The organism is Nostoc sp. CCY 9925 (assembly GCF_963920935.1).
GTDB lineage: Bacteria > Cyanobacteriota > Cyanobacteriia > Cyanobacteriales > Nostocaceae > Nostoc.
Map to the genome: position 1 here is coordinate 38,682 of NZ_CAWUDO010000003.1, position 23,741 is coordinate 62,422.

General features: G+C 41.6%; 14 protein-coding genes. 6 read left to right on the forward strand and 8 right to left on the reverse strand.

Annotated features, from left to right (window positions below; translation table 11 throughout):
• The first annotated feature begins 194 nt into the window (after positions 1 to 194).
• On the forward strand, positions 195 to 1,802 hold the full coding sequence (locus ACM0OY_RS02430) for a protein kinase domain-containing protein (RefSeq protein WP_414567303.1): 1,608 nt from the start codon (positions 195 to 197) through the stop codon (positions 1,800 to 1,802).
• Positions 1,803 to 2,185: 383 nt separating this feature from the next.
• Here ACM0OY_RS02430 and ACM0OY_RS02435 read toward each other — a convergent pair whose 3' ends face one another.
• From ACM0OY_RS02435 to ACM0OY_RS02445, 3 genes are all read right to left on the reverse strand, one after another.
• Complete coding sequence (locus tag ACM0OY_RS02435; RefSeq protein WP_414567304.1) at positions 2,186 to 3,202, reverse strand: zinc-dependent alcohol dehydrogenase family protein; 1,017 nt, start codon at positions 3,200 to 3,202, stop codon at positions 2,186 to 2,188.
• A gap of 113 nt (positions 3,203 to 3,315) precedes the next feature.
• A complete protein-coding gene (locus ACM0OY_RS02440; protein ID WP_414567305.1) occupies positions 3,316 to 4,161 on the reverse strand; it encodes an oxidoreductase in 846 nt (281 codons plus the stop codon).
• 167 nt (positions 4,162 to 4,328) lie between these two features.
• Positions 4,329 to 5,351, reverse strand: a complete 1,023-nt coding sequence (locus ACM0OY_RS02445) for a tetratricopeptide repeat protein (RefSeq protein WP_414567306.1) — start codon at positions 5,349 to 5,351, stop codon at positions 4,329 to 4,331.
• 662 nt (positions 5,352 to 6,013) lie between these two features.
• Here ACM0OY_RS02445 and ACM0OY_RS02450 point away from each other — a divergent pair.
• The 3 genes from ACM0OY_RS02450 to ACM0OY_RS02460 all read left to right on the forward strand — a co-directional run bounded on the left by ACM0OY_RS02450 (position 6,014) and on the right by ACM0OY_RS02460 (position 15,837).
• A complete protein-coding gene (locus tag ACM0OY_RS02450; RefSeq protein WP_414567307.1) occupies positions 6,014 to 7,897 on the forward strand; it encodes an ABC transporter ATP-binding protein in 1,884 nt (627 codons plus the stop codon).
• A gap of 130 nt (positions 7,898 to 8,027) precedes the next feature.
• The gene (locus tag ACM0OY_RS02455) at positions 8,028 to 9,452 is read left to right on the forward strand and encodes an ATP-binding protein (RefSeq protein WP_414567308.1); all 1,425 of its coding nucleotides are present in this window, start codon (positions 8,028 to 8,030) and stop codon (positions 9,450 to 9,452) included.
• Positions 9,453 to 9,558: 106 nt separating this feature from the next.
• Positions 9,559 to 15,837, forward strand: a complete 6,279-nt coding sequence (locus ACM0OY_RS02460; protein ID WP_414567309.1) for an eIF2A-related protein — start codon at positions 9,559 to 9,561, stop codon at positions 15,835 to 15,837.
• 26 nt (positions 15,838 to 15,863) lie between these two features.
• Here ACM0OY_RS02460 and purQ read toward each other — a convergent pair whose 3' ends face one another.
• Both purQ and purS read right to left on the reverse strand, forming a co-directional pair.
• On the reverse strand, positions 15,864 to 16,541 hold the full coding sequence (gene purQ / locus ACM0OY_RS02465) for a phosphoribosylformylglycinamidine synthase subunit PurQ (protein WP_414567310.1): 678 nt from the start codon (positions 16,539 to 16,541) through the stop codon (positions 15,864 to 15,866).
• Positions 16,542 to 16,696: 155 nt separating this feature from the next.
• On the reverse strand, positions 16,697 to 16,975 hold the full coding sequence (gene purS, locus ACM0OY_RS02470; protein ID WP_414567311.1) for a phosphoribosylformylglycinamidine synthase subunit PurS: 279 nt from the start codon (positions 16,973 to 16,975) through the stop codon (positions 16,697 to 16,699).
• Between the two features lie 145 nt (positions 16,976 to 17,120).
• Here purS and ACM0OY_RS02475 point away from each other — a divergent pair, with 145 nt between their 5' ends.
• Entirely contained in the window at positions 17,121 to 17,504 is a 384-nt protein-coding gene (locus ACM0OY_RS02475) for a Fur family transcriptional regulator (protein WP_414567312.1), read from the forward strand.
• Between the two features lie 114 nt (positions 17,505 to 17,618).
• Here ACM0OY_RS02475 and ACM0OY_RS02480 read toward each other — a convergent pair whose 3' ends face one another.
• Positions 17,619 to 18,629: an SPFH domain-containing protein gene (locus ACM0OY_RS02480; RefSeq protein WP_414567313.1), complete on the reverse strand. Its 1,011-nt coding sequence runs from the start codon at positions 18,627 to 18,629 to the stop codon at positions 17,619 to 17,621.
• 148 nt (positions 18,630 to 18,777) lie between these two features.
• Positions 18,778 to 19,212, reverse strand: a complete 435-nt coding sequence (locus ACM0OY_RS02485; RefSeq protein WP_414567314.1) for an NfeD family protein — start codon at positions 19,210 to 19,212, stop codon at positions 18,778 to 18,780.
• 210 nt (positions 19,213 to 19,422) lie between these two features.
• On the opposite strand from ACM0OY_RS02485, the gene ACM0OY_RS02490 reads away from it, so the two are divergent.
• Entirely contained in the window at positions 19,423 to 21,414 is a 1,992-nt protein-coding gene (locus tag ACM0OY_RS02490) for a protein phosphatase 2C domain-containing protein (protein ID WP_414567315.1), read from the forward strand.
• A 287-nt stretch (positions 21,415 to 21,701) separates the two neighbouring features.
• Here the strand turns inward: ACM0OY_RS02490 and glmS are convergent, their stop codons facing one another.
• Positions 21,702 to 23,588, reverse strand: coding sequence for a glutamine--fructose-6-phosphate transaminase (isomerizing) (gene glmS / locus ACM0OY_RS02495; RefSeq protein ID WP_414567316.1), 1,887 nt, complete (start codon positions 23,586 to 23,588; stop codon positions 21,702 to 21,704).
• Positions 23,589 to 23,741 lie beyond the last annotated feature (153 nt).

Here is a 23,741-nt window from a genome sequence, read left to right on the forward strand (position 1 = left end):
CGCGTTATCATCTGAAAAAGATAAAACTATTTTGATCGTTGGGGGTTTTTCCGGCTTAGGAAATTCCAAAAACTAAATCATCCCGTGGATAGACAAGCAAAACCCTGCTTCTCAAAAATATGGGAAAATTTGAGGAAATCCCTTAAGACTTAGGACTCGCTAGTTATCTGCTCACTCAAGACTCAGGACTCTCTATGTTAGCAGGCACAATTTTACAAGATGGAAAATATACCCTAATCCAAGAAATAGGGCGTGGTGGCTTTGGCATTACGTTTAAAGCTAAGCATCACTACTTGGGTCAGGAGGTGGTGATGAAAACCATCAATGAACGACTGCGACAACATCCTGATTTTGCCAAGTTCGAGCGCCAATTCCAAGATGAAGCCAGACGATTAGCTACTTGTATCCACCCAAATATAGTCCGAGTTAGCGATTTTTTTGTGGAAGATGGGCTGCCTTACATGGTGATGGAATACATTCCTGGCGAAACTTTAGGTGACGCCTTTGTGTTACCAGGAATACCTTTGCCGGAAGCTACAGCAATTCATTACATCCAGCAAATTGGCGCAGCTTTACAGGTAGTACACAATAACAGTTTGCTGCATCGGGATATCAAACCAGATAATATCATCCTGCGCCAAGGAACGCAGGAAGTCGTGTTGATTGATTTTGGTATTGCTAGGGAATTTAATGGCGGAGTGAGACAGACTCATACGGGTTTGGTTTCTGAAGGTTATTCTCCCATTGAGCAGTACTTAACCCAAGCAGCACGCACACCTGCCACCGATGTTTATGGTTTAGCAGCAACCTTGTATGCACTGTTAACAGCTCAAGTTCCCATGCCAGCATTATTGCGCGATCGCGAACAAATGCCATCCCCCCGCGAACTCCAACCACATTTGAGTGCTGCTGTCAATCAAGCAGTAATGCGCGGTATGGCCGTAGAATCTCGTTTTCGTCCGGCGACTGTTACGGAGTGGCTGCAATTGCTACCGGGAAGTGGAGTTAATACCACGCCTCAAGCCTTACCTACTTACGCAGTGCAAACTGTTAGTTTATCTGCCCAACAGCCACAAACTCTGATGGGCAAACGTGTCAAAAAAGCGATGCCTGACGGCAAGGCCATCGCCAACGCCAAGAAAACTTCACACTCTAAAAAACAACAGCGATCTAAGATATTTCTGGGTATGGGCGTAGCTGTAGTTGCTGCTACAGCAGGTTTTGGCATTACTAGCATGTTACCGAAATCTCAGCCGCAGCCAACCGCCAAACCACTTTTTCAACGGCCTACTCAACAACCAGCCGCCAAAGTACCTAACTTAGGCAATACATCTTCCTCTGGAACTCCAGAGACTAACACCACCTCAAAAACTGAATCTGCACCAGTCTCTAATTTCAGGCAGCGTCGGCGTAATCGTTCTTCTTCCCAGGAAGAATCTTCTAGCAGCAGCTCTACAAGAGAATCACAACGCAGTAATTCTGAACAATCAGCACCTTCGCCTTCGCCTAGCGTTGCCCCTACACCCTCGCTAGTAGAAAAATTACGGGCAATTCGGTCATCTCGTAATGCTTCCCCCAAAAAGTTACCAGACAATAACTCACCAACCTCTAATCAAAATTCTGCCCCTCTTAAACCTGTAATTCCTGCAAATTCTGTAGTTATACCATCAGAAACACTGCCACGGGACTTCAGACCCCCAGATCCTTCTGCTGTAGAAGTACCAACACTGGAAAAGCAAAATACACCGACTGAGAGTCAAACGCAAAGCGATGGGAAGTTACAAAAACAGACGCTAGATTGAAATAATTCGTAATTAAGACATGGGCAATAGGCAATAGGTTTGAAAGTTTATTGTTGTGCAGATTTTACGATGAGTTTATATCCGAATCTAGCTGGCAGCTGCTACATAACTAAAGCTTGTTTTAATTCTGAATTCTGAATTCTAAGTAGATGGACGTAAATAAATATAATATGTTATCTCATTGCAAGCGAAGCGAAGCAATCCCCGATACTTTGCGATTGCTTCGCTTCGCTCGCAATGACATCCTATATTTAATCATGCCTACCTACTTAATCAATCACAATTAAACAGATGCTCTTTCCTTAACTGCCGATTTCTGTTTCTATTTGCCTAAACCTATAGTATTTTATCTTACTCTTACTGCAAATTGTACGAATGTAGTTTTATGAATTCACGTTAATAACAACTTTTCCGAAATGGGCAGCACTTTTGAGGTAATGATATGCTTCCCGCGCTTCAGTAAATGGGAAAACTCTATCGATAATCGGTTTGATTTGATGTTGTTGTATTGCCTGATTCATGGCCTCAAACATTTCCCGACTACCAACATAAATTCCCTGAACCGTTAAACTTTTAAAAAGTATTGGCATGGGGTCAATTTCATTTCCTCTGCCTGACAATACACCAATCAAACTAACACGTCCACCAATGCGGACTGCTTGTAGTGATTTTGGGAGAGTTCCTGCACCACCTACCTCAACTACATGATCTACACCTGTGCGATTAGTTAATTGATAAACTTGCTTTTCCCAATCTGGTGTTGTTTTGTAATTGATTGTTTCGTCAGCACCAAGCTGTTTGATTCGTGCTAACTTTTCATCACTGCTAGAAGTTGCGATCGCTCTAGCACCGTGTATCTTCGCAAACTGGAGAGCAAAAATTGAAACTCCCCCAGTACCAAGCAATAAAACACTATTACCTGCGCCAATATTACCTTTTGTCACCAGGCCATGCCAAGCTGTAACTGCTGCACACGGCAAGGTTGCGCCTTCAGCGTAGGAGAGATGGTCTGGTAAAATTACTAAACCGTCTTGGTGTAATACGACATATTCAGCCAACATACCATCGATACCACCTCCGAGATCGGATTTCATTTTTTCTCTAGTTAAAGAGCCATAAATCCAGTCTTGGAAGAAAGTAGCAGCGACGCGATCGCCTACTTTCACTCGTGTCACACCTTCGCCTACCGCCACAACTTCCCCCGCACCATCAGACATGGGAATTAACGGATATTTCTGTCCGGCACCGTAGGCTCCTTCAACGACGAGCAAATCACGGTAATTTAAAGACGTTGCTTTGACTTGAATTACAACTTGATCGGCTGCGGGTTTTGGTTCGGGGCGATCGACTAATGCCAGGGCATCGATGCCAGCATTGCTTTGAATTTCGTAAACTTTCATAGCTAATAGCGAATAGGGAGTAGGGAATGGGGAATAGGGAAAGATTAATTGCCTGTTGCCTATTACCCTCGGACGGTGAGCGGAGCCGAACCGTTGCCTCTTGCCTTAAAAATCTAACTTCCAAAATCAGTATTTGCTGCCACTGCTTCCCATGCATCCAACTCAGCAGTCAACGAGGCAATTTTATTGCGGAACTTGCTATAAGCATACTTACCCAGCACCAAACGCAACGGTGGATTTTCTGATTCCACAACCTTAATTAATGCTTGAGCTGCTTTTTCTGGATCGCCTGGTTGAGTGCCTTCAATTTTTTCTAGGAACTCTAAGAATTTTCCCACAGTTGGTTTGTAGGCATCTATGCTATTGGCAGCACGGTCAAGCGATCGCCCAATAAAATCAGTACGAAAAGGCCCCGGCTCGACAATGGTCACTTTGATACCCAGAGGTGCAACTTCGCCATGTACGGCTTCTGATACACCCTCCAAGGCAAACTTAGCACCACCATAAATGGAAAAACCTAGTTCATTTGTGAATCCAGCAATTGCAGACATATTGATGATATGCCCACTTTTTTGCTGTCTCATAATTGGCAAAACTGCCCGCATGGTATTAATTGCACCGAAAAGGTTGGTATCAAAGTTACGCCGAATTTGTTCATCGCTAACCTCTTCTAGCGCCCCAATTAAACCATATCCAGCATTGTTAACCAACACATCAATTTGTCCAGATGCCTTAACTGCTTCATCGACTGCCGCTTTGACTTGGACGGGATTGGTAACGTCTAGAGAAACTGCCTTAGCTGTATCTGGGTATTGATTGACGAGATCTTGAAGTTGCTCAGGCTTACGGGCAGTAGCAATTAAGCGATCGCCTTTTTTCAGTACTGCTTGAGCTAAATTACGCCCAAAGCCGCTAGAACTACCAGTAATCAACCAAACCTTGGCATTGTTATTAGACACGATAGATTCCGCTGGGTTTTCGATCAGTATTTTAGCTATTAAGTAGCAATACTGGGCATGGGTAAACAGGCAGAGGGGCAGGGGGAAAGGGGCAAGGGGGAGAATGAAAAATTCCTCTTCCCCCTCTGCTCCCTGCTCCCTGCCCCTCTGTCCCCTTGCCAATAAGACTAGAGAGAATTTATAAACTCCTCTACCTTTTCTAAGAGTGGCTGATGTTCAATTTTCTCAGCTAACTCTTGGGCATTTTCATAGCACAATCGCGCCATTTTTTTGCGTTTGGTTGTGGCGTAAAGGCTTCCCATATTTAGCAAAGTAGAAATTTCTCCGAGAGAATCGCCCATTTGTTGGTAAATGGCAATGGCTTGTTTGTAGAACTTCATCGCTTGGCGATGCTGGGCGAGGATACTGTGGGTAAAACCAATGTTGTGAAGGGTTGTTGCTTCGCCAGAGCGATCGCCAATGGCTCGACGTGTCAAAAGAACTTGATAATAAAGCAACAGCGCTTGTTTGGGTTGTCCTAAATCACTATAAACTGAAGCAATATTATTCAAGGTGGTTGCTTCAGCAACTAAATTCTTCACAGCTCGTTGAATCGGCAGTGCTGCTTGAAAATATTCTAGAGCTTCGTCGAACTTGCCTAAAACGTTGTACGCAAACCCAATGCCATTTAGGGTTGTTGCTTCACCGGAAAAGTCACCTACCAATCGACGCATTGTCAAAATTTGGTTTTGTAGTAGCAGTGCGCGTTTCGGTTCTCCTAATCGGGTATAAATCAGGGCTACATCATTGAGAGTAGAAACTTCTCCTTGAACGTCTTGCAATTCCCTGAAAATCAGAAGTGCTTTATCAAAATACTCCAATGCTTGGGAAAAGCGTCCAAGACGGCTGTAGGTAGAACCCAGATTGCTCAGTGCAGTTGCTTGTGCGGAGGCATTACCGATTTCAACAGCAACACAAAGCGCTTGTTGAAACCGCTCTAATGCCCTTTGAGGTTGCCAGCAACCCAGATAAGCTAAACCAAGGTCGTTCAATGTGTAACCTTCCCTAATTCGGTCTGGGATTGCTCTTGCTAGCTGTAAATTCTTAGTCACAAGATCGAGATACTCTTGAAATTTTCCCCGCTGGTAATACTGGTTTGCTTCATCGCGGCGTTGTTCCCACTCTTTGACTGGATTTAAAGATTGCGTCATCTGACCTCAGTTGCACTCTGCGATAAATAGGCAAGACATTTCTTGGGATGAACTCCTCTTAGGTTAGGTTTCCCAGATTTGAGTTAACCTATATCTTCTACCTTTAGATATAAGACGTAAAGAGAGAAGTATGGTATTGTTTCATACTTAAAAGGATACCCATGAAGCAATTCATACAAATACCCCAGTGACTATTGAACTGAGATCCCTGTGATATCAAGCCGACTACGTAGCTGTCTTGATAAAATTTTCTGCAAGATGTCTGTAAAGCCTTTTTATTACCCTAAAGAAGATTTACCTATCCAAAAGACGCGGATGGTTAAATGGTCTATTTCTCCGACGCAGCAAGTCAATTTCAATTAGATGGACGTTGGCATTATATAAACGCTGGCATTTTTTACGGTGTCGGCTCAACCAAGTTCGTCTTTGTTTACAGGAGAAAAGATTTCGATTGAAGTATGAGGATTGCCTGTTGCCTATTTCCTGTTCCCTGTTGCTTTTTAACAGTCTGTATTCCCATTTTTTGGGGGATAGTTCACGATTGCAGAATCTAAACCAGTGAAAACAGGTAAATTAGTATTTGTATAGTGTTTGACTATGCGATCGAACTAACAAGTATTAAAAAGTCTGTTTTTGGCAAACATGAATATAATGCTCTTATTATGAGCATCTACCCATCTCTCAACAAAAAATCATACACACAGCACCGTCGGGGTGAAAATGACTGGCGGTTGTTTTTACGTTTAGTGCCTTATGCCCGTCGCAATAGGGGACTGTTGGCACTGTCGATGTTCTTACTCGTGCCGATCGCCATTGCTAATGCCGTACAACCGCTGTTAATTGGACAACTTATTTCCCTGATCCGCAAGGAACCGAGTACTTACGAATTTCTGAGTAATCGCCCGTTCCCGCAAGCGCTAAATATTTTAGAAGGCTTATTGCTGATTGCGATCGCCATCCGATTGGTGTTCACAGGCTATCAGGGTTATCTCGTACAGAAATTAGGGCAACAAATCACCACCGCAATTCGCCAAGACTTATTTCACCATGTAACATCTCTAGCGGTACGTTTTTTTGACAGGACACCCGTAGGTAAATTAATTACCAGAATCACCAGTGATGTAGAAGTGTTAGGCGATGTCTTTTCTACTGGGGCGATCGGCATCGTGTCCGATTTGTTTTCCATGCTGGTGATTATAGGTTTAATGCTTTCTCTTCAATGGGAACTTGCTTGCTTGTTACTATTGATGCTGTTACCAATTACGTGGGTGACAATTTACTTACAGAAACAGTATCGCAAAGCCAATTACAAAGGGCGGGAAGAACTTTCTATACTCAATTCACAGCTACAAGAAAATGTAGTTGGTATTAACGTAGTGCAGTTGTTCCGCAGAGAAAAATTTAATGCCGAATTATTTCGTGCCACTAACAACCGCTACACTCAGCAAGTAGATAAAAACATCTTTTATGATGCAGCTGTATCCGCAACTTTGGAATGGATTGGACTAGTTGCGATCGCAGGTGTTTTATGGTTGGGTGGTTTGATGCTTTTAGATAAAGACTTGACTTTTGGTACTTTATCGGCATTTATTTTATATGCCCAACGATTATTTGACCCATTAAGGAACTTTGCCGAAAAATTTACCGTAATTCAAGCTGGTTTCACTGCCATTGAACGTGTCGGCGATGTATTAGATGAACCAATAGAAATTCGCGATCGGGCTAATGTGCGCTACTCAATTCTTGATGCTAAATTTGGCTACATAGACGAGATAGTTGCAAATTTAGAATCTCCAGATTTAACTTCCCCGCCCGACTTAGGAGAAATTCGTTTTGAACACGTTTGGTTTGCTTATAAAAACGATGATTATGTAATTAAAGATTTAGATTTCACCATTCATCCTGGTGAAAAAGTGGCATTAGTCGGGCCCACAGGCGCGGGTAAAACTTCTATCATTCGACTTTTATGCCGTCTTTACGAACCCACCCAAGGACGCATTCTCATTGATGGCATAGATATTAAAGAAGTGCCACAAGCGGAACTGCGACGTTACATGGCAGTAATTTTACAAGACGGTTTTGTGTTTGCTGGCGATGTGAAAAGCAACATTTCTTTAGGGGATGGTTATACAATTGAACAGATTCAACAAGTAGCTGAAAAAACCAACATTGCCCAGTTTATAGAAGAGTTACCCGCAAGCTACGATACTCAACTTAGAGAAAGAGGTACAAATATTTCTAGTGGACAAAAGCAACTTTTAGCTTTTGCTCGTGCTGCCATTCGCGATCCTCAAATTTTAGTATTAGATGAAGCCACCGCTAGTTTAGATGTAGGCACAGAAGCTTTAATTCAAGAAGCATTAGACCAGCTTTTGTTCAGACGTACCGCGATTATTATTGCTCACCGTTTGTCTACAATTCGCAATGTAGACCGGATTTTTGTTTTGAAGCGCGGCGAATTAATCGAACAGGGAAGTCACGAACAATTACTGCAACAAGGTGGGCTTTACGCAACCTTACATAACTTGCAGATGTTAGGAACTTAGGCTCCCACTTAGGCGAGGATAGCAAGAAAGGAATATTTAGTAAACAAATTACTTAAATTTTGCGGAATTTGCGGAATATGTAACAAGGTTTGTGGTGAAAATAAAGAAAAGCCTTGTTGCGGGGTAGTTAATGAAACTAGATTTACAGAAATTTTACCAGGCGTGTAACCCTAGTAAAACCTTGGCTGTGGAAAATGCCGAGGATCGAAAATACTATATTGACTTTTCCTCAGTACGCGGTGGCAGGATTATTGAAGAGTTAAAGGAAAATATTACATATTTTTCACCTGATAAGCCTACCTGTGAACTATTTTCGGGACACATTGGGTGCGGCAAATCTACAGAATTGCTTAGACTCAAAGCCGAATTAGAGCAAGCAGATTTTCATGTGGTATATTTTGAGTCTAGCCAAGACTTGGAAATGGGCGATGTTGATATCAGTGATATTTTACTTAGCGTCGCTCGTCGAGTCAGTGAAAGTCTTGATAGCTGGGAAAAATTGGAAATTCCTGAACCCCAAGGCCTAAAAAAAATACTCCAAGGAGCCGCTAAACTGTTGATGACAGAAGTTGAAGTTTCTGGGGAAGCTTTAATTCCTGGCATTGGTAAAGTTTCTGCTAGCACTGATGGTAAATTTGCTGCCGAAGCTAAGATTCCAGGTTTAGGAGAATTGAAAGCTAGTGAGAAAGAAGGAGTCTCACTGGTGGCATTGGGTATTGGCAAAGTTACAGCCAAAGCGAAAAATAGTCCCGAACTTCGCAGCAAGTTAAGAGAATATTTAGGACCGCGGACAAAAAGTATTATTGATGTAATTAACGAAGAACTCCTAGAACCTGCCATTGTTAAATTGAAGGAACGTGGGAAAAAAGGACTGGTGGTAATAGTTGATAATCTCGACCGTGTTGAGACTACTACCAAATCTTGGGGACGACCCCAGCCTGAATATCTATTTGTAGACCGAGGAGAACAATTAACTCAGCTCAAGTGCCATGTTGTTTACACCATGCCTTTAGAATTGATGTTTTCCAATGACTTGAGCCGATTGACACAGCGATTTATGGTATATCCAAAAGTCTTACCTATGGTGCCAGTGCAATTACGCGATGGTAGTGAATGTCCCGAAGGTATGGCACTCTTGGCACAGATGATACTAGCCAGAGCTTACCCTGATTTTCAGCCAGAGGAACGCTTCGCTTGGATTACTGAGATTTTTGATACACCAGAAACATTAAAAAGACTCTGCCGAATTAGTGGCGGTCATGTGCGCGAATTACTCAGACTGCTTAATGATTGGATCAAAAAAGAAAGAAAACTGCCTTTATCGCGTGCAGGGTTAGAAACTGTAATTAGAGCCTACCGCAATCAAATGACCTTAGCAATCACAGATGATGAATGGGACTTGTTACGGCAAGTACAACAGCGGAAATGGGTAAGTGGCGATGAAGGATACCGAATTTTGGTACACAGTAGATTCGTCTATGAATACCGAGACAATGATGGGTCTTGGTTTGAAATTAATCCGATTTTGGCAGAAGCTACGGAATTGAAGTGTTGAGAGACGCGATGAATCGCGTCTGTACAAGAGAGATGCGATTCATCGCGTCTGTACAAGAAAGAATTATTCTCCCCACACCCCCATCTCCCCATCCACAGGTCTAGCTATGAATGAGCCGCAATCGATCGCAACTGATAATGAAAATTCTTTACAAGAATTATTATGGGCGATCGCTACTTCTCAAGCAGAATTTTCGCTGATTTTGGCACTTTGTAATGGTGCTAGTTTGCGAAGGCGTTTGATGGAAAGTCTACAAGCATCCAGCGATTTGCAAATTCGAGAGATAGTTTTGGATAAATCGGTTAAAACATTTTTTCAAACTATCCAAAACTTACTTGGTTCTGAACATCCGCAAGCGTTGGTAGTATCTGGTTTAGAATCAGTGACTCAGCTAGAACTAATCCTCAATGGTGCTAATCAGGTGAGGGAGGAGTTTAGAAAAAATTTTCACTTTCCGTTAGTGTTGTGGGTAACGGATGATGTGCTGCACAAACTGATGCGATTAGCACCAGATTTACACAGTTGGAGTACAACTGTGGAATTTGCGATCGCCACTGACGATCTAATTGATTTTATCGAACAAACTGCTGATGATGTCTTTGAAAAAATCTTAGCTGCTGGTGCTGGTAGATATCTCGATAGTACGGCGCTGAATTTACAAGTTGGCTCTCCACGCCGGGTTGAATTGGAGTCAGCATGGCACGATTTACAAAATCGTCGTTTGAATCTAAACCCAGAACTAGAAGCAAGTTTGGAATTTATGCTCGGTCGAGCAAATTCTAATTCACTGGAATTGTCAAGGCAATATTACGAGCGGAGTTTAGCACTTTTTGTCCGCGATTCTCCATCACCCCGCTTTTTAGAACGACGTGCGTGCTTACTCTACTCTCTTGGACTTTGGTGGCGTACCTATGCATTATTAAACCACCCAGAAAAAGACCTTGCCATTGGTTTTGCTAAAGATTATTTTCAGGAATGTATTGAGGTATTTGAACAAGCTAACCGCGAAGATTTGGTAGCAAAATTTATTAATGCTTTGGGTTCTGTATTACAAAGTCTGCAACAGTGGGAAGAGTTAGAAGCTGTTGCTAACAAAGCAATTGCGCTGCATCAAACCTATCCCAATCAGTTTAAATTAGCCAGAGCTTATAGCTATCTAGCTGAGGTGCTAATTGCTAAATCAGCTTGGAACGAGGCAAAGCAAACAGCCGAAGAAGCGCTTTCTTTGCTGGATAACGTGCAAATTGATGCATCTTTGCCAATCTCGGAAGAGATGAAAGCAGATTTAGACTGGGAAAGATCGTATCATCGGGGTTGGTATTTGTTTGCATTGGCGCGATCGCAATCTGCACTCAATCAACCAGAAGCAGCACTGCAAACTTTAGAAACTGCGAGAACAGAAACCAAAGTTCAATACGATCCAGAACTTTACATTCAAATTTTGGCAGAGTTACGAACCAAGTACTTTCAAAAAGGTGAATATCGGACTGCATTTCATCTTAAACAAGAAGGGCGATCGCTCGAACAACAATATCGTTTCCGTGCTTTCATTGGTGCGGGTAGATTACAAGCTCAACAAACAGTAAATAACCCGGCTTTGCCATCCGTTGAACAACAAGCAACAGTAGCGACAGAAATTGCAGCTTCCGGAAGACAACAAGATATTAATCGCCTCATCGAGCGTATGGCTCAACATGACCGCAAACTAACAATTATTCACGGACAATCAGGTGTTGGTAAAAGTTCAATTTTACAAGCTGGATTAATTCCGGCATTAAAACAAAGATCCATTGGCATTCGTGACGTTTTACCTGTTTTACAACAAGTTTATCCAGATTGGATTATTGAATTAGGTAATCGTTTACGAGATGCTCTTGCTGACTTACCGCGCATTCCCTATGAAGGCAGAAGTTATGAATACTCACCTATTCAAACAGGAGATATAGAAGCACAAAAGTGTATCATTGAACAATTAAAAAAACATGAAGATTATAACCTGCTGACAGTTTTAATATTCGATCAATTTGAAGAATTTTTCTTTATTTACAAAGATCCAAGCAGTAGACGCAAATTTTATGAATTTTTGCGTGAATGTTTAGATATTCCTTATGTAAAGGTAATTTTGTCTTTGCGGGAAGATTATTTACATTATTTATTGGAATGCAATAATCGCCTTGCCAACTTTGATGTAATCAATAATAATATTTTAGACAAAGATATTCTTTATTACTTAGATAACTTCTCATTAGAAGATGCTAAATTAATCATTCAAAACTTAACTCAAAACAGCCAGTTAGTTTTAGAAACACTATTAATTGATGAATTAGTCAAGGATTTAGCCAGAGACTTAGGTGAAGTACGTCCCATTGAATTACAAGTTGTGGGAGCGCAACTACAAACAGAAAAAATAACCAAGCTAGAACAATATCAGCAACATGGCCCGAAAGAAAACTTTGTGGGGCGATTTTTAGAAGAAATTGTCAAAGACTGTGGTACTGATAACGAACAAATAGCCAAACTAGTTTTATATCTGCTCACAGATGAAAATAATACCCGCCCTTTAAAAACTCGCGCTGATTTGGAATTAGAGTTAGATGTAAAAACTGAAAAACTCGACTTAGTTTTAGAAATCTTAGTGCAATCAGGTTTAGTCTTAAGAGTACCAGCATCACCAACTGACCGCTATCAATTAGTACACGATTATTTAGTACCATTTGTTCGCCAACAACAATCAGCTAGATTAATTGCTGAGTTGGAAAAGGAGAGAGAGCAACGAAAGCTCACAGAAGCAAAACTTAATGAAGTCCTCAAACAACAACTTTTAGAAACACGCCAGGGACTGCTTTGGAAAGTAACACTGGGAACCATATCTGGAGCATTAGCAATATTCTTGCCTCTGGTGTTAGTAAGTCAGAATAATACCCAACTCACATCTATGAGTACGGAAGTAAAAGGTCTACTGAAATCAAATCAAGATTTAGAGGCACTGGTCAAAAGTATCAAAGCAGGTAAACGACTGCAACAATGGTGGTCAGTTGGCGTAAAACCCGAAACGGAAATGCAAGTAAAGACTGCATTACAAGATGTAGTTTATACCATAAAAGAGCGTAACAGCCTAGAAGGACATAGCGATGCTGTCACCAGTGTTAGTTTTAGTCCTGACGGGAAAATGGTAGCTTCTGGCAGTGCAGACGGTATGGTAATAATTTGGAATCGGAGTGGCAAACAAATCACAAGTTTTAAAGCCCACGAAAAGAAAATTACTCATCTTGGCTTCAGTCCTAACAGTGAAAAAATACTTTCTGCCAGTGAAGATAAAACTCTGAAATTGTGGAATTTAGAAGGTAAAGAAATTGTCAATTTTAAAGGACATGAAGAACAGATTACTTGTTTTAGCTTCAGCCCCAATGGTCAGAAAGTGATTTCTGGTAGTGACGACAAAACTTTAAAACTTTGGAATTTGGATGGCAAAGAAATCAAAACTTTCACGGGACATACGCAGAGTATTAACAGTGTCAGCTTCAGCCCCAATGGTCAGATGATTGCTTCTATTTCTACGAGCCAAGGTACAAGCGAAAAAGACAAAAACCTGAAATTATGGAGTCTAGATGCAAAAATAATTAAAACATTTAATGATATTGGTGATAGGGTAAGTTTTAGCTACGATGGTCAAACTATTTTTGTCGAAAATAATGGTTTTATTACATCCAGGCGTCTTGACGGCTCTTTTATAAAATCGTTTTATATTTCCTCTGAAACTAACCAAAGTCTAGTTTTTAGCCGTGACGGTCAGACTATTTACTCGTCTGGTTTCTCAAAAGACATTAGCTCATCAAAAGATAGTCTAAGTGCATCAATTTTAGAAGTTAATACTAACAATATAGTTAACTTTGATTTCACAGGACATAGAAATGCAATTACTAGTGTTAGCCTCAGCCCAGATGGTAAGATGCTCGCTTCTGGAAGTGAGGACAAAACTGTCAAACTCTGGAGTCTAGAAAGCAGAAACTTCCAATCTTTTGATAGAGATGGGGTAATAAAAAAGGTAAATTTCAGTCCAGATGGTCAGATAGTTACCTCCCTTGATAATGATAACAATGAAGTAAAACTTTTGCGGCGTGATGGCACTCTCAAGACAACATTACCAGGAAGTAATTCAGATATTATTTTTCCTGACAATAGTCATAAAATAGTTTCTGCTAGTCAGCTAAGTATATTAGAACTATCGCAGCAGGATGGTACTTTTTTTAAAATTTACGATGGTGAATTGATTGATGGTAGTTTCAGCCCAGACAAACGAACTATTGCCCTAGTAAGAAATGATAATACTGTAGAACTATCTTCAAGTAATGGTAAATTGATTAAAATTCTCAAAGGTCATAAAGGTAGAGTATTTCAGATTAGTTTTAGCAAAAATGGAGAAACTCTTGCTACAGCTAGTGAAGATAAAACTATCAAAATTTGGCAGCGGGATGGCACACTCATTGCCACTCTGGATAGCTTGAATATTAATAAGGTATCTCGAATTAGCTACAACGCAGATGGAAAAATTAACGAGATATTTCCAATTAACTTCAGTCCGAATGGAAAAATTATTGTTACAGTTCATGAAAATAAAACTGTTAAACTCTGGCAAAGCAATGGAACACTTGTTACCAGCTTTAATGGTGAGATCGAAAACATTGGTTTCAGTCGGAATAGCGAAACCTTGGCTATTTTGGATAACTATAACACCCTAAAATTTATAGATAAAAACGGTAAATTGATTAAAAATCTGAAATCCGATCGTCAAATGTCAGTTAATTTCAGTCCTGATGGCGAGATCGTAGCTATTGAAAATCGAGTGCAAAGTGACGATCAAAATATCTTAGAACTATGGCGTATGGATGGGACTTTCCTGACAAAGCTTCAGAATAAAGAGAAAAGTAGCTATATTAGAACCTCTGGTTTTATACCTGATAGTCAGATGATTTTTGGTTACGATATTCGTTCTGGTAAACGATATTTTTGGAGGCTTGATGGCTCTCTGATCTCAAATTTTGATAAAGACATAAAGAGTTTTAGCCCTAATTATCAGACCTTGGCTACTTTTGAAGACAATAATAAGGTAAAACTTTGGAAGCGTGACGGTACACTAATTAGAACTATTCAATTAAAAAATCAGAAAGGAAACTTCAGGGATAGTTATTATTCGGAAATAAAATTTAGTCCAGACGGACAAATATTAATTATATACACAGGCTTTGGTATAGTAGAAATGTGGCGAACTGACGGCACTTTTATTAAAAGTTTTGAGTGTCTTGCTGATAAAAATATTGAGCAATTTGGGGATGATACTTTCTGTGAAAGCCAACCAATTTTGAGTTTTAGTTCAGATAGTCAAACCTTAGCTATCCGCACTAATAAAAATGAAGTACAATTCTGGGTAATCAATGGTGATGATAAGATAAAAGTAAAGCTATTAAAAACTATCAAGGTAGAAAGTAATCGGATTGAAAGTATAGAGTCTATTCCTAATAGCAATAAAATAGCAATTGTTGGGAGTGATGATATAGTAAAATTATGGGATTTTTCCGAACAATCAGGCAAAGAACCTCAAATATTAAGGAATTTACTAGGGCATAAAAATTTGATAAACAGTTTGAGTATCAACCCTAAAAGTGGAATAGTTGCTTCAGCAAGCCATGACAGAACTGTGAAACTTTGGCAGCGTGATGGTACTTTTTTTTATACTTTCACTGGACATAAAAATAAGGTAAACAGTGTCAGTTTTAGCCAAGATGGTAAGCTGACTGCCTCAGGAAGTGATGACAAAAGCGTTAAAGTCTGGCAAGCCGATGGCAAGGTAATTAAATCTTTTGAGGAGCATGGTAACAAGGTAACAAGCGTAAGTTTCAGCCCAGACGGTAAAATTATTGCCTCTGCTAGTCAAGACAATACGATAAAGCTTTGGAGTCTAGATAGCAAAGACAGTAAAAGTTTAGCAACTTTAAACGGAGAAGAACCTATGACCAGTGTCAGTTTCAGCCCAGATGGCAAAATGATTGCCTCTGCTGGTGTGACAAAAGTGAAACTTTGGAGCATTGATGGTACTTTACTGACAACTTACGATCGCTTTGGCAACACTAATGTCACTTTTAGCCCAGATGGTAAAAGTATTGCATCTGGCGGTAAGGAAATTTTGGTATGGGATTTTGACTTAAATCAACTTCTCAAGCGCGGTTGTGAGATAGCGCGTGATTATCTTAAGAATAACCCGAAGGCAGAAAGCGATCGCCATATCTGTGACGATATATATAGCAGGCAACAGGCAATAGGCAACAGGCTTGAAAGTTTCTTGGTGTCGGGGTTTTACCCTCAAAAAAATAGCAACTCCAGCACCTAAGGACTGAAGTTGCCGCACTTTCACATTTAAGCCAACGCTGCCACTTTCTCTAACAATCCTTGAAACAACCGTAAGCCATCGCTATTGCCCAACGTCGCATCAGACGCCCTTTCTGGGTGAGGCATCATACCCAAAACATTGCCTTGGCGATCGCAAATCCCGGCAATGTTGTTCAATGAACCATTGGGATTCTCTCCTCCATAGCGGAACAAGACTTGGCCGTTATCTTCAATTTCTGCCAAAGTGGCTGGGTCAGCGTAGAATCGACCTTCGCCGTGAGCAATGGGCAAAGTGATAACTTCATCATCGTTATAAGCTTGCGTCCAAGGGAGATTGGTACGCTCAACTTTTATCGAAACGCGATCGCAAATAAAATGCAAATCTCGATTTTTGGTCAACACCCCCGGCAACAGACCAGCTTCAGTTAATACCTGAAAACCATTGCAAATACCGAGGACAAACTTACCTTTTTGGGCGTGTTCGATAACCTGCTGCATCACAGGCGAAAACCGGGCGATGGCACCACACCGAAGATAATCCCCGTAACTAAAGCCACCAGGTATCACAACAACATCCAGATCGGTAATGTCTGTGTCTTGATGCCAAACCATGCGAGTTGGTTGCCCTAACAAATCTCTGGTGACATAAGCGACATCGCGATCGCAATTAGAACCAGGAAAAACAACAACACCGAATTTAGTCATTTGTCAATTGGATTAGGGAATGGGGCATTGGGCATGGGGCATGGGGCATTGGGGACTGGAGAGTAGAGAATGAGGAATGAGCGTTGGTTATGAATTATTCTCCCTGCCCCTATGCCTCTTTCCATGCGCTATGCCCCATACCCCATGCCCAGTCTTTAAAAGACTCCCGTCTGTGATTCGACCTCAATCAAATCAAAGCGATAATTCTCAATCACCGTATTTGCTAGCATTTGGTCACAAATGTTATTGAGGTCGTGACGCGCTTTTTTCTCATCAGGCGAGACGATGATTAGTTCAATGTACTTACCAATCCTTACTTGCTCGACGTTATCGTATCCCAGCTGCTGAAGACCGGATTGTACAGCCACACCAGCAGGGTCTAAGACTGAAGGACGAAGTGTCACGTGAATTTTGGCTAGATACTTCCTTTGCACGGCTTTTTGCTGAATGCTGCGATCGCTATACTATAACTTTCTGTTCCAACTGAGTGAAAATAAGATTACGAAGCAGTTAGAGTTAATTTATTAATTAGCCAGTCCAACAGCTTCAAATTACAGTGGCATATTTAAATAATTGTCTATGACAGTCATACGCACCCGCAGTCAAGAGCGTATTTTGAACCTGCTAAAAACCATCAAAAAAGGCATTTCTGCCCAGGATATTTATGTAGAACTACGTAACAGCAATCAAGGTATGGGTTTAGCGACGGTTTACCGCTCCTTAGAAGCCTTAAAACTAGAAGGCATGGTACAAATGCGGAATTTGGCTAACGGTGAAGCCCTTTACAGCCTAACGCAGCAAGACAAACACCACCTTACTTGCTTGCAATGCGGTATCTCAATTCAAATTAATCAATGCCCCGTCCACAACCTAGAAGACCAGTTAGAAGCCAACCATAAATTTAAAATTTTTTACCACACCCTAGAGTTTTTTGGCTTGTGTAGCCAATGCCAGACTTTATAAAGCGTATGGGGCATTGGGCAAACATTGAGTGTGGGAGGTGTGGGAGGATGGGGAAGCATTAATTCTTTTTCCCCCCACACTCCCCACACTCCCCACACTCCCCACCCCCACACCTCACCCAGGCCGATTATTATTCACTGTTGATATTTGCCCACCAAACAAGGGGTTAGAGTTTCCATTACTAGCGTCTGCAACAATGGAACGCATTCCTTCTAGGGTGGCAGGAATAGTCCGCGGGTCCATAAACATGACCTTACTACTCTCGCTGCTGCCAATCTTTGTACCCATTTCTAAATAATTTTGGGCGAGTAAAAACTGCAACGCTTGTTGTGCGTTTGTTTCAGATTTGAGAGTATTGGTAATAATTTGCAGTGCCTCTGCGGTTGCTTGGGCTTTGAGAACTTGTTGCTGACGTTCAGCTTGCGCTTGCAAAACAATGGTTTTTTGTTGCGCTTCTGCTTGCAGAATTGTCGCTTTTTGACGAGCTTCAGCATCTAAGATTTGTGCCTCAGCTTTACCTCTAGCGCTATTAATGGCAGCTTCTCTTTCACCCTCAGAATTGAGAATTGCTGCTCGTCGCCGCCGTTCTGCCGACATTTGCAATTCCATTGATTCCTGCACTGCTTGAGAAGGAATAATATCGCGCAATTCTACCCGCGTCACTTTTACGCCCCAAGGGTCAGTGGCAACGTCCAAATCTTGCAACAAAAGTTCATTGATTTGGGTACGAGCAGTAAAGGTTTGATCCAGTTCCAATTGTCCCATTTCCGAGCGAATTTGGGTAAGTACCAAGTTCACCATTGCCGACTGGAGATTTTCAACCTTATACCAGGCTTTTTCCATATCTACGATGCGCCAATAAACCACCGCATCCACTTCAATGCTCACGTTGTCGCGGGTGATGCATTTTTGGGGAGGAATATCTAAGACTTTTTCGCGGATAGTTTCTTTGTAAACAATTTTATCCAGAAAAGGAATGACAAAATTTAGACCTGGTTCCAGCTTTTTGTTGTAGCTACCCAATCTTTCCACCAAAGCTTCATTACCTTGATTGACGACTTTCACAGATCCCGCTACAGCAGAACCACCAAGGGCTAAAAAGACTAGTAAAAATAACTGTTCCATTGTAAATCTCCTGATTTTTTAATTAAATATCTATCACTTGAAAGGGGAAATATCGGGGAATGGGACTGGGAGATGAGGGAGGGAGCAAGGGAGAAGAGTTTTTCCCCTCTGCCCCCTTCTCCCTGCCCCCCTGCCTCTTCCAAAATCACTAAGAATGCAACAAATTTTCTGGTATCACAATCAACGTGGTGCCTTCTCTCCTGACCACATAAACTTTTTGATGAGGCTCTATGCTGAATTTGTCATCCTCACATCGTGCTTGCCAAGAATTTCCCTCATACAGAACTCGCCCTGTTTTCCCAGGTGGAATTTCTGTAAGGGTTTCAGCTGTGACTGCATCTTGAATTTTTGACTTTCGTCGTCGCGGTTGCAAAAAGCGACGGGAAAGCACAATTAGTGTTGTGGAGAGCAACAGCCAAACTAGAATTTGCAACCATAAATTTGTCAAACCGACTGTAGACAACAGGGCCACGACAAAAGCGCTAATTCCCATCATGAAAGCAACGAAGGCCGATGGTGAGAACAGTTCCATTAAACATAGAATTGCTCCTGCAAGAAGCCAAATTAAAGCAAAACTTGGCATAGCGCTATCCTAAGAGTCTAGATTGACGTAAATGCATTTATAAGATTAGATACACCCAGAAGTAGGCTATTAACGGAAAGCAAAATTTGGTTTTTTTACCAATAATTTTGATACTTTCAGTAACAAGGTGTAGCCAGGGGTACACAAGTCCAGTCTATTCTAGCCTTCTAGTTGTTGACAGCTAAATTTAATCGAAATTTATGAGTTGATATGATTTCTACTCAACGGATAATTTATTGTATCAATCCAACCTGTAATATCCCCATTAACCCTGAGGAAAATACTGTTTGTGCCAGTTGTCAAACTCCCCTAGTTCACCGCTATCTTTGGGCTGCTAGCTCGTTATCTGCTAAAGTACCACCAGGCACTAAGGTAGCAAATAGATATGAGGTAATTAGACACCAAGTTTGGCTGGATACTCTACCAGGACTGCTGCCAGATGTACCTGAGGAATTGCCAAAAGCAGTAATTCCTTATTTACGGTTATATCAAGAACGGCTACATTTACCCCAGGTTTATGGATTTGCTCGTGATGTTGAGGGCGATACAGGTGATATTCTCTTATTGGAAAATGTGCCGATAGATGAAACAGGACATATTTACCCAAGTATTGCTGAGGCATGGGAGCAAGCAACGGCGGTACGACAAGTTTATTGGCTGTGGCAAATTCTCCAACTTTGGACACCTTTATCAGAATGGGGACTCACTGGTAGTTTATTGGTACAAGATAATTTGAGAGTCCAAGGTTGGTCTGTGCGACTGTTAGAACTTGTAGAGACGTTTGATGAAACGTCTCTACAAGATTTAGGACAGTGTTGGCAGGCTTGGGTGGCGTCTGCAAAAACATCAGTAGCTAAACAGTTGCAAAATATAGTCCAGCAGATGTGTGAAACTCAGGTGGAGTTAGATGCTATTGCTACTCAACTCAATAATTTATTACTAGCATCTGCGGCAGAATTGCCGTTAAGTCTCAAGGTAGCAGGCTCCACAGATCCTGGCTTAGTAATGCCGCAAAATGAAGATACTTGCTATCCTAATGGTTTTAGTGATTTGGACGATCGCTTAGTGCCTTATTTGTCGATTGTTTGCGATGGCATTGGTGGACATGAAGGCGGTGAGGTTGCTAGCCGATTAGCAGTGGAATCTGTGAAGTTGCAACTTCGCGTTTTGTTAGCGGAAGTAGCAGCACAAAATCAACTTGTATCACCAGAGTTGTTGCAAGAACAACTAGAAGCAAGCTTGCGGGTGGCAAATAATGTGATTTCTGCCCGCAATAACGAGCAAAAACGTCAAGGCAGAGAACGCATGGCGGCAACCATTGTTATGGCCGTGCAAGTTCCACAACAAATTGAGACTATTTCTGGCTGGCAATCAAACAATAGCCATGAACTATACTTAGCTAATGTTGGCGATAGCCGTGCCTATTGGATTACTCCTAATTATTGTCAGCTATTAACAATAGATGATGATGTGGCAGCGCGAGAAGTACGTTTTGCTAAAAGCTTGTATCGCAAAGCACTCTTAAGACCAGATGCTACTGCCCTAACTCAAGCATTGGGAACAAGAGATTCAGAATCTTTGCGTCTGCGGATTCAGCGTTTCATCGTCGAAGAAGATGGTATCTTGCTAATATGTTCTGATGGTTTAAGCGATCGCAACTTAGTAGAACAATCTTGGCAGGATTATGCAAAACCTGTGTTCGCGGGTGAAGTTACAGTTGAAGATGCTGTCCGCAACTGGATTAACCTGGCAAACGAAAAAAATGGGCGTGATAATATCTCGGTCGTTCTGACTTATTGCCGTGTTTCCCCAGAATATGTAGCACCTGTTACTCCGACGCCGCCAGTAGAAATTCTAGAACCAGAAATAGAAGAACCAGAAGAACAAGAAGAATTACAAGCACAAGAAGAAGAACCAACTTCCTTCACAGAAAGTTCGCAAGCGCTACTAGATTTGCATCTAGATTTGGATATTCCAGAGGAACCAGTTACAACCTCTACAACCCCAGAAATTCCACCAACTTTAATCGAAAAACCTCGTTTGCGTAAACCTTTACTAATGCTGGGCGGAGTGTTGGCGCTGCTAGGGGGTACAAGTCTGGGATTATTTGCTTGGTGGCAAATTAATCCTCAAAGTTTTGAGCAAGTATGTCGGCAATTTCCTTCAAAGGTACAGCAAGTATGTCCGCGTGGTAAATTTTAAAGGGTGTATTCCATTCAATTAAAAGCGGGAGCGGCTTCGCTCAACTCGGAAGTGGTGTAGTAAAACTTTAAGTCGTTTACTGTTACTGTGGAGCGATCGCTTCTGCCCCTAACCATAAAAATAACCTCTGGAAGCGATCGCACTTTACATGGTGCAATTGTACTTCCTCAGAGGTTATTGTTCAGTCGTTTTATGAATTGTTGAACCGAATTATGTATTGTATAACTTTTTTATTTGTTATACGACTTTTTTATTGTTGTACAATTATTCTTCCACAACACAATAGACTATTCCACCGTTACAGACTTGGCCAAATTTCTTGGCTGATCGACATCTAAACCACGACGCGCAGCAATGTGATAAGCCAATAGTTGCAAAGGTACAACTGTGAGGAGGGGAGAAAGTAATTCTTCGACGTGGGAGACAGGGAGTAAATCATTAAAAATTTCCGCAGCTTCGCCATCGTTGACGGGAGTCACGCCAATTAAGCGAGAATCTCTAGCTTTGGCTTCTTGGGCATTGGAAATAACCTTTTCATATACACTACCAGGAATTGCGATCGCCACTACTGGTACTTTCGCATCTAAAAGTGCGATGGGACCATGTTTCATCTCTCCAGCTGGATATCCTTCAGCGTGAATGTAGCTAATTTCTTTTAATTTCAACGCCCCTTCTAAAGCAATTGGAAAGTTAATTCCTCTACCCACAAAAATAAAATCTTGGGTTTCGGCAAATTCGTGGGCTAGCTGTTCGCTTAAAGTTTCCTGACTTTCTAATGTTGACTCAATGTCTTTAGGAATTTGTCGCAAGCCATTAATAATTTTCTCTAAAGTTTCTTTTGAAACTGTTTGCCGATGAGCTGCTAAATCTAATGCCAATGCATAAAACGCCATTAATTGGGCAGTAAAAGTTTTTGTCGCCGCTACCCCAATTTCAATTCCCGCTAAGGTACTAATGATATGCGGCACTAAATGACCAAGGCTGCTTTCTGGACGATTAGTAATACCTAAAAGTCGCGCTTGATATTTGGCTTCTTTCCCTTGGCGGCGTTCTTTTTCCATGGTCAAAGCTGCTAGAGTATCAGCAGTTTCACCTGATTGAGTAACGCCAATAATCAAAGTATTGGATGTCAATGGTGATGGGGCATAGCGATACTCAGAAGCGTAATGTACCTGGGTTGAAATTCCTGCTAATTGTTCGATTAAATATTTGCCAATTAATGCTGCGTGCCAACTTGTACCACAAGCAACGATGTGAATTTGTTCTAAATCTGTGTATAAATTTTCAGGTAAACCTAGATTGATCGGCGATCGCGCATTTTCTTCTAAATTATTAAAATAAGCTTCTAAACTAGCTCTCACTACCCCAGGTTGCTCGTGAATTTCCTTGAGCATGAAATGTTTGAATCCCTGTTTTTCTACCATCGTGGGATTCAAGTTGAGTAGTCGGGGTTGTTTTTTGAGCCTATCGCCAGCAAAATTGTAAATCTCAACACCCAATGGTGTCAGGCGGGCAATTTCGCCATTTTCCAAAGGTAGCACCGCACGGGTATAGGCAACGATCGCTGGTGTGTCGGAGGCACAAAAGAACTCTCCTTGACCAAAACCAATCACCAAAGGTGCTTGTTGGCGAACAGCAATCAATTCATCGGGATAATCAGCACAAACGACTGCGAGTGCAAATGCCCCTTCTAGGTGGTTAACAGCTTGGCGAACTGCATCTAGGAAAGGAGATGATGAGTTAGATGAGGGGGGAAAATTCTTTAAAAATTCCGCGATGAGGTGGGGGATAACTTCGGTATCGGTTTCAGAACGAAAAACGTGTCCTTTTGCTTTGAGTTCTTCGCGTAAATCCCGGTAATTTTCGATAATGCCATTTTGCACCACCGCCACTCGCATTGCGGTATCCATGTGGGGATGGGCGTTGTACTCTTCTGGTTTACCATGAGTCGCCCAGCGAGTGTGACCAATACCAATTTGGGCAGGGGTTTCCATTTGTTCGAGTTTGGAACGTAGGTTATGCAGTTTGCCCTTTGCCCGCACACAATTAACCTCACCTTCCCAAACAGTGGCGATTCCAGCGGAATCATAGCCCCTGTACTCTAGTTTCTCCAGCCCAGCCAGTAAAATGTCTGTTGCAGCTTGAGTGCCTATATATCCAACAATTCCGCACATTGCTCACACCACTTTTTTTCAGGATGATTAAATCCAGTATAGTTGTTACCACAAATTGGGTGTTTTGCAAAGAAAAAAGGGGGCTATTTGCTCCCTCTCCCACTAGGTATTGTTATAGATTTTGAGTTTTGACAGCGGATTCTGCGTTTTTGA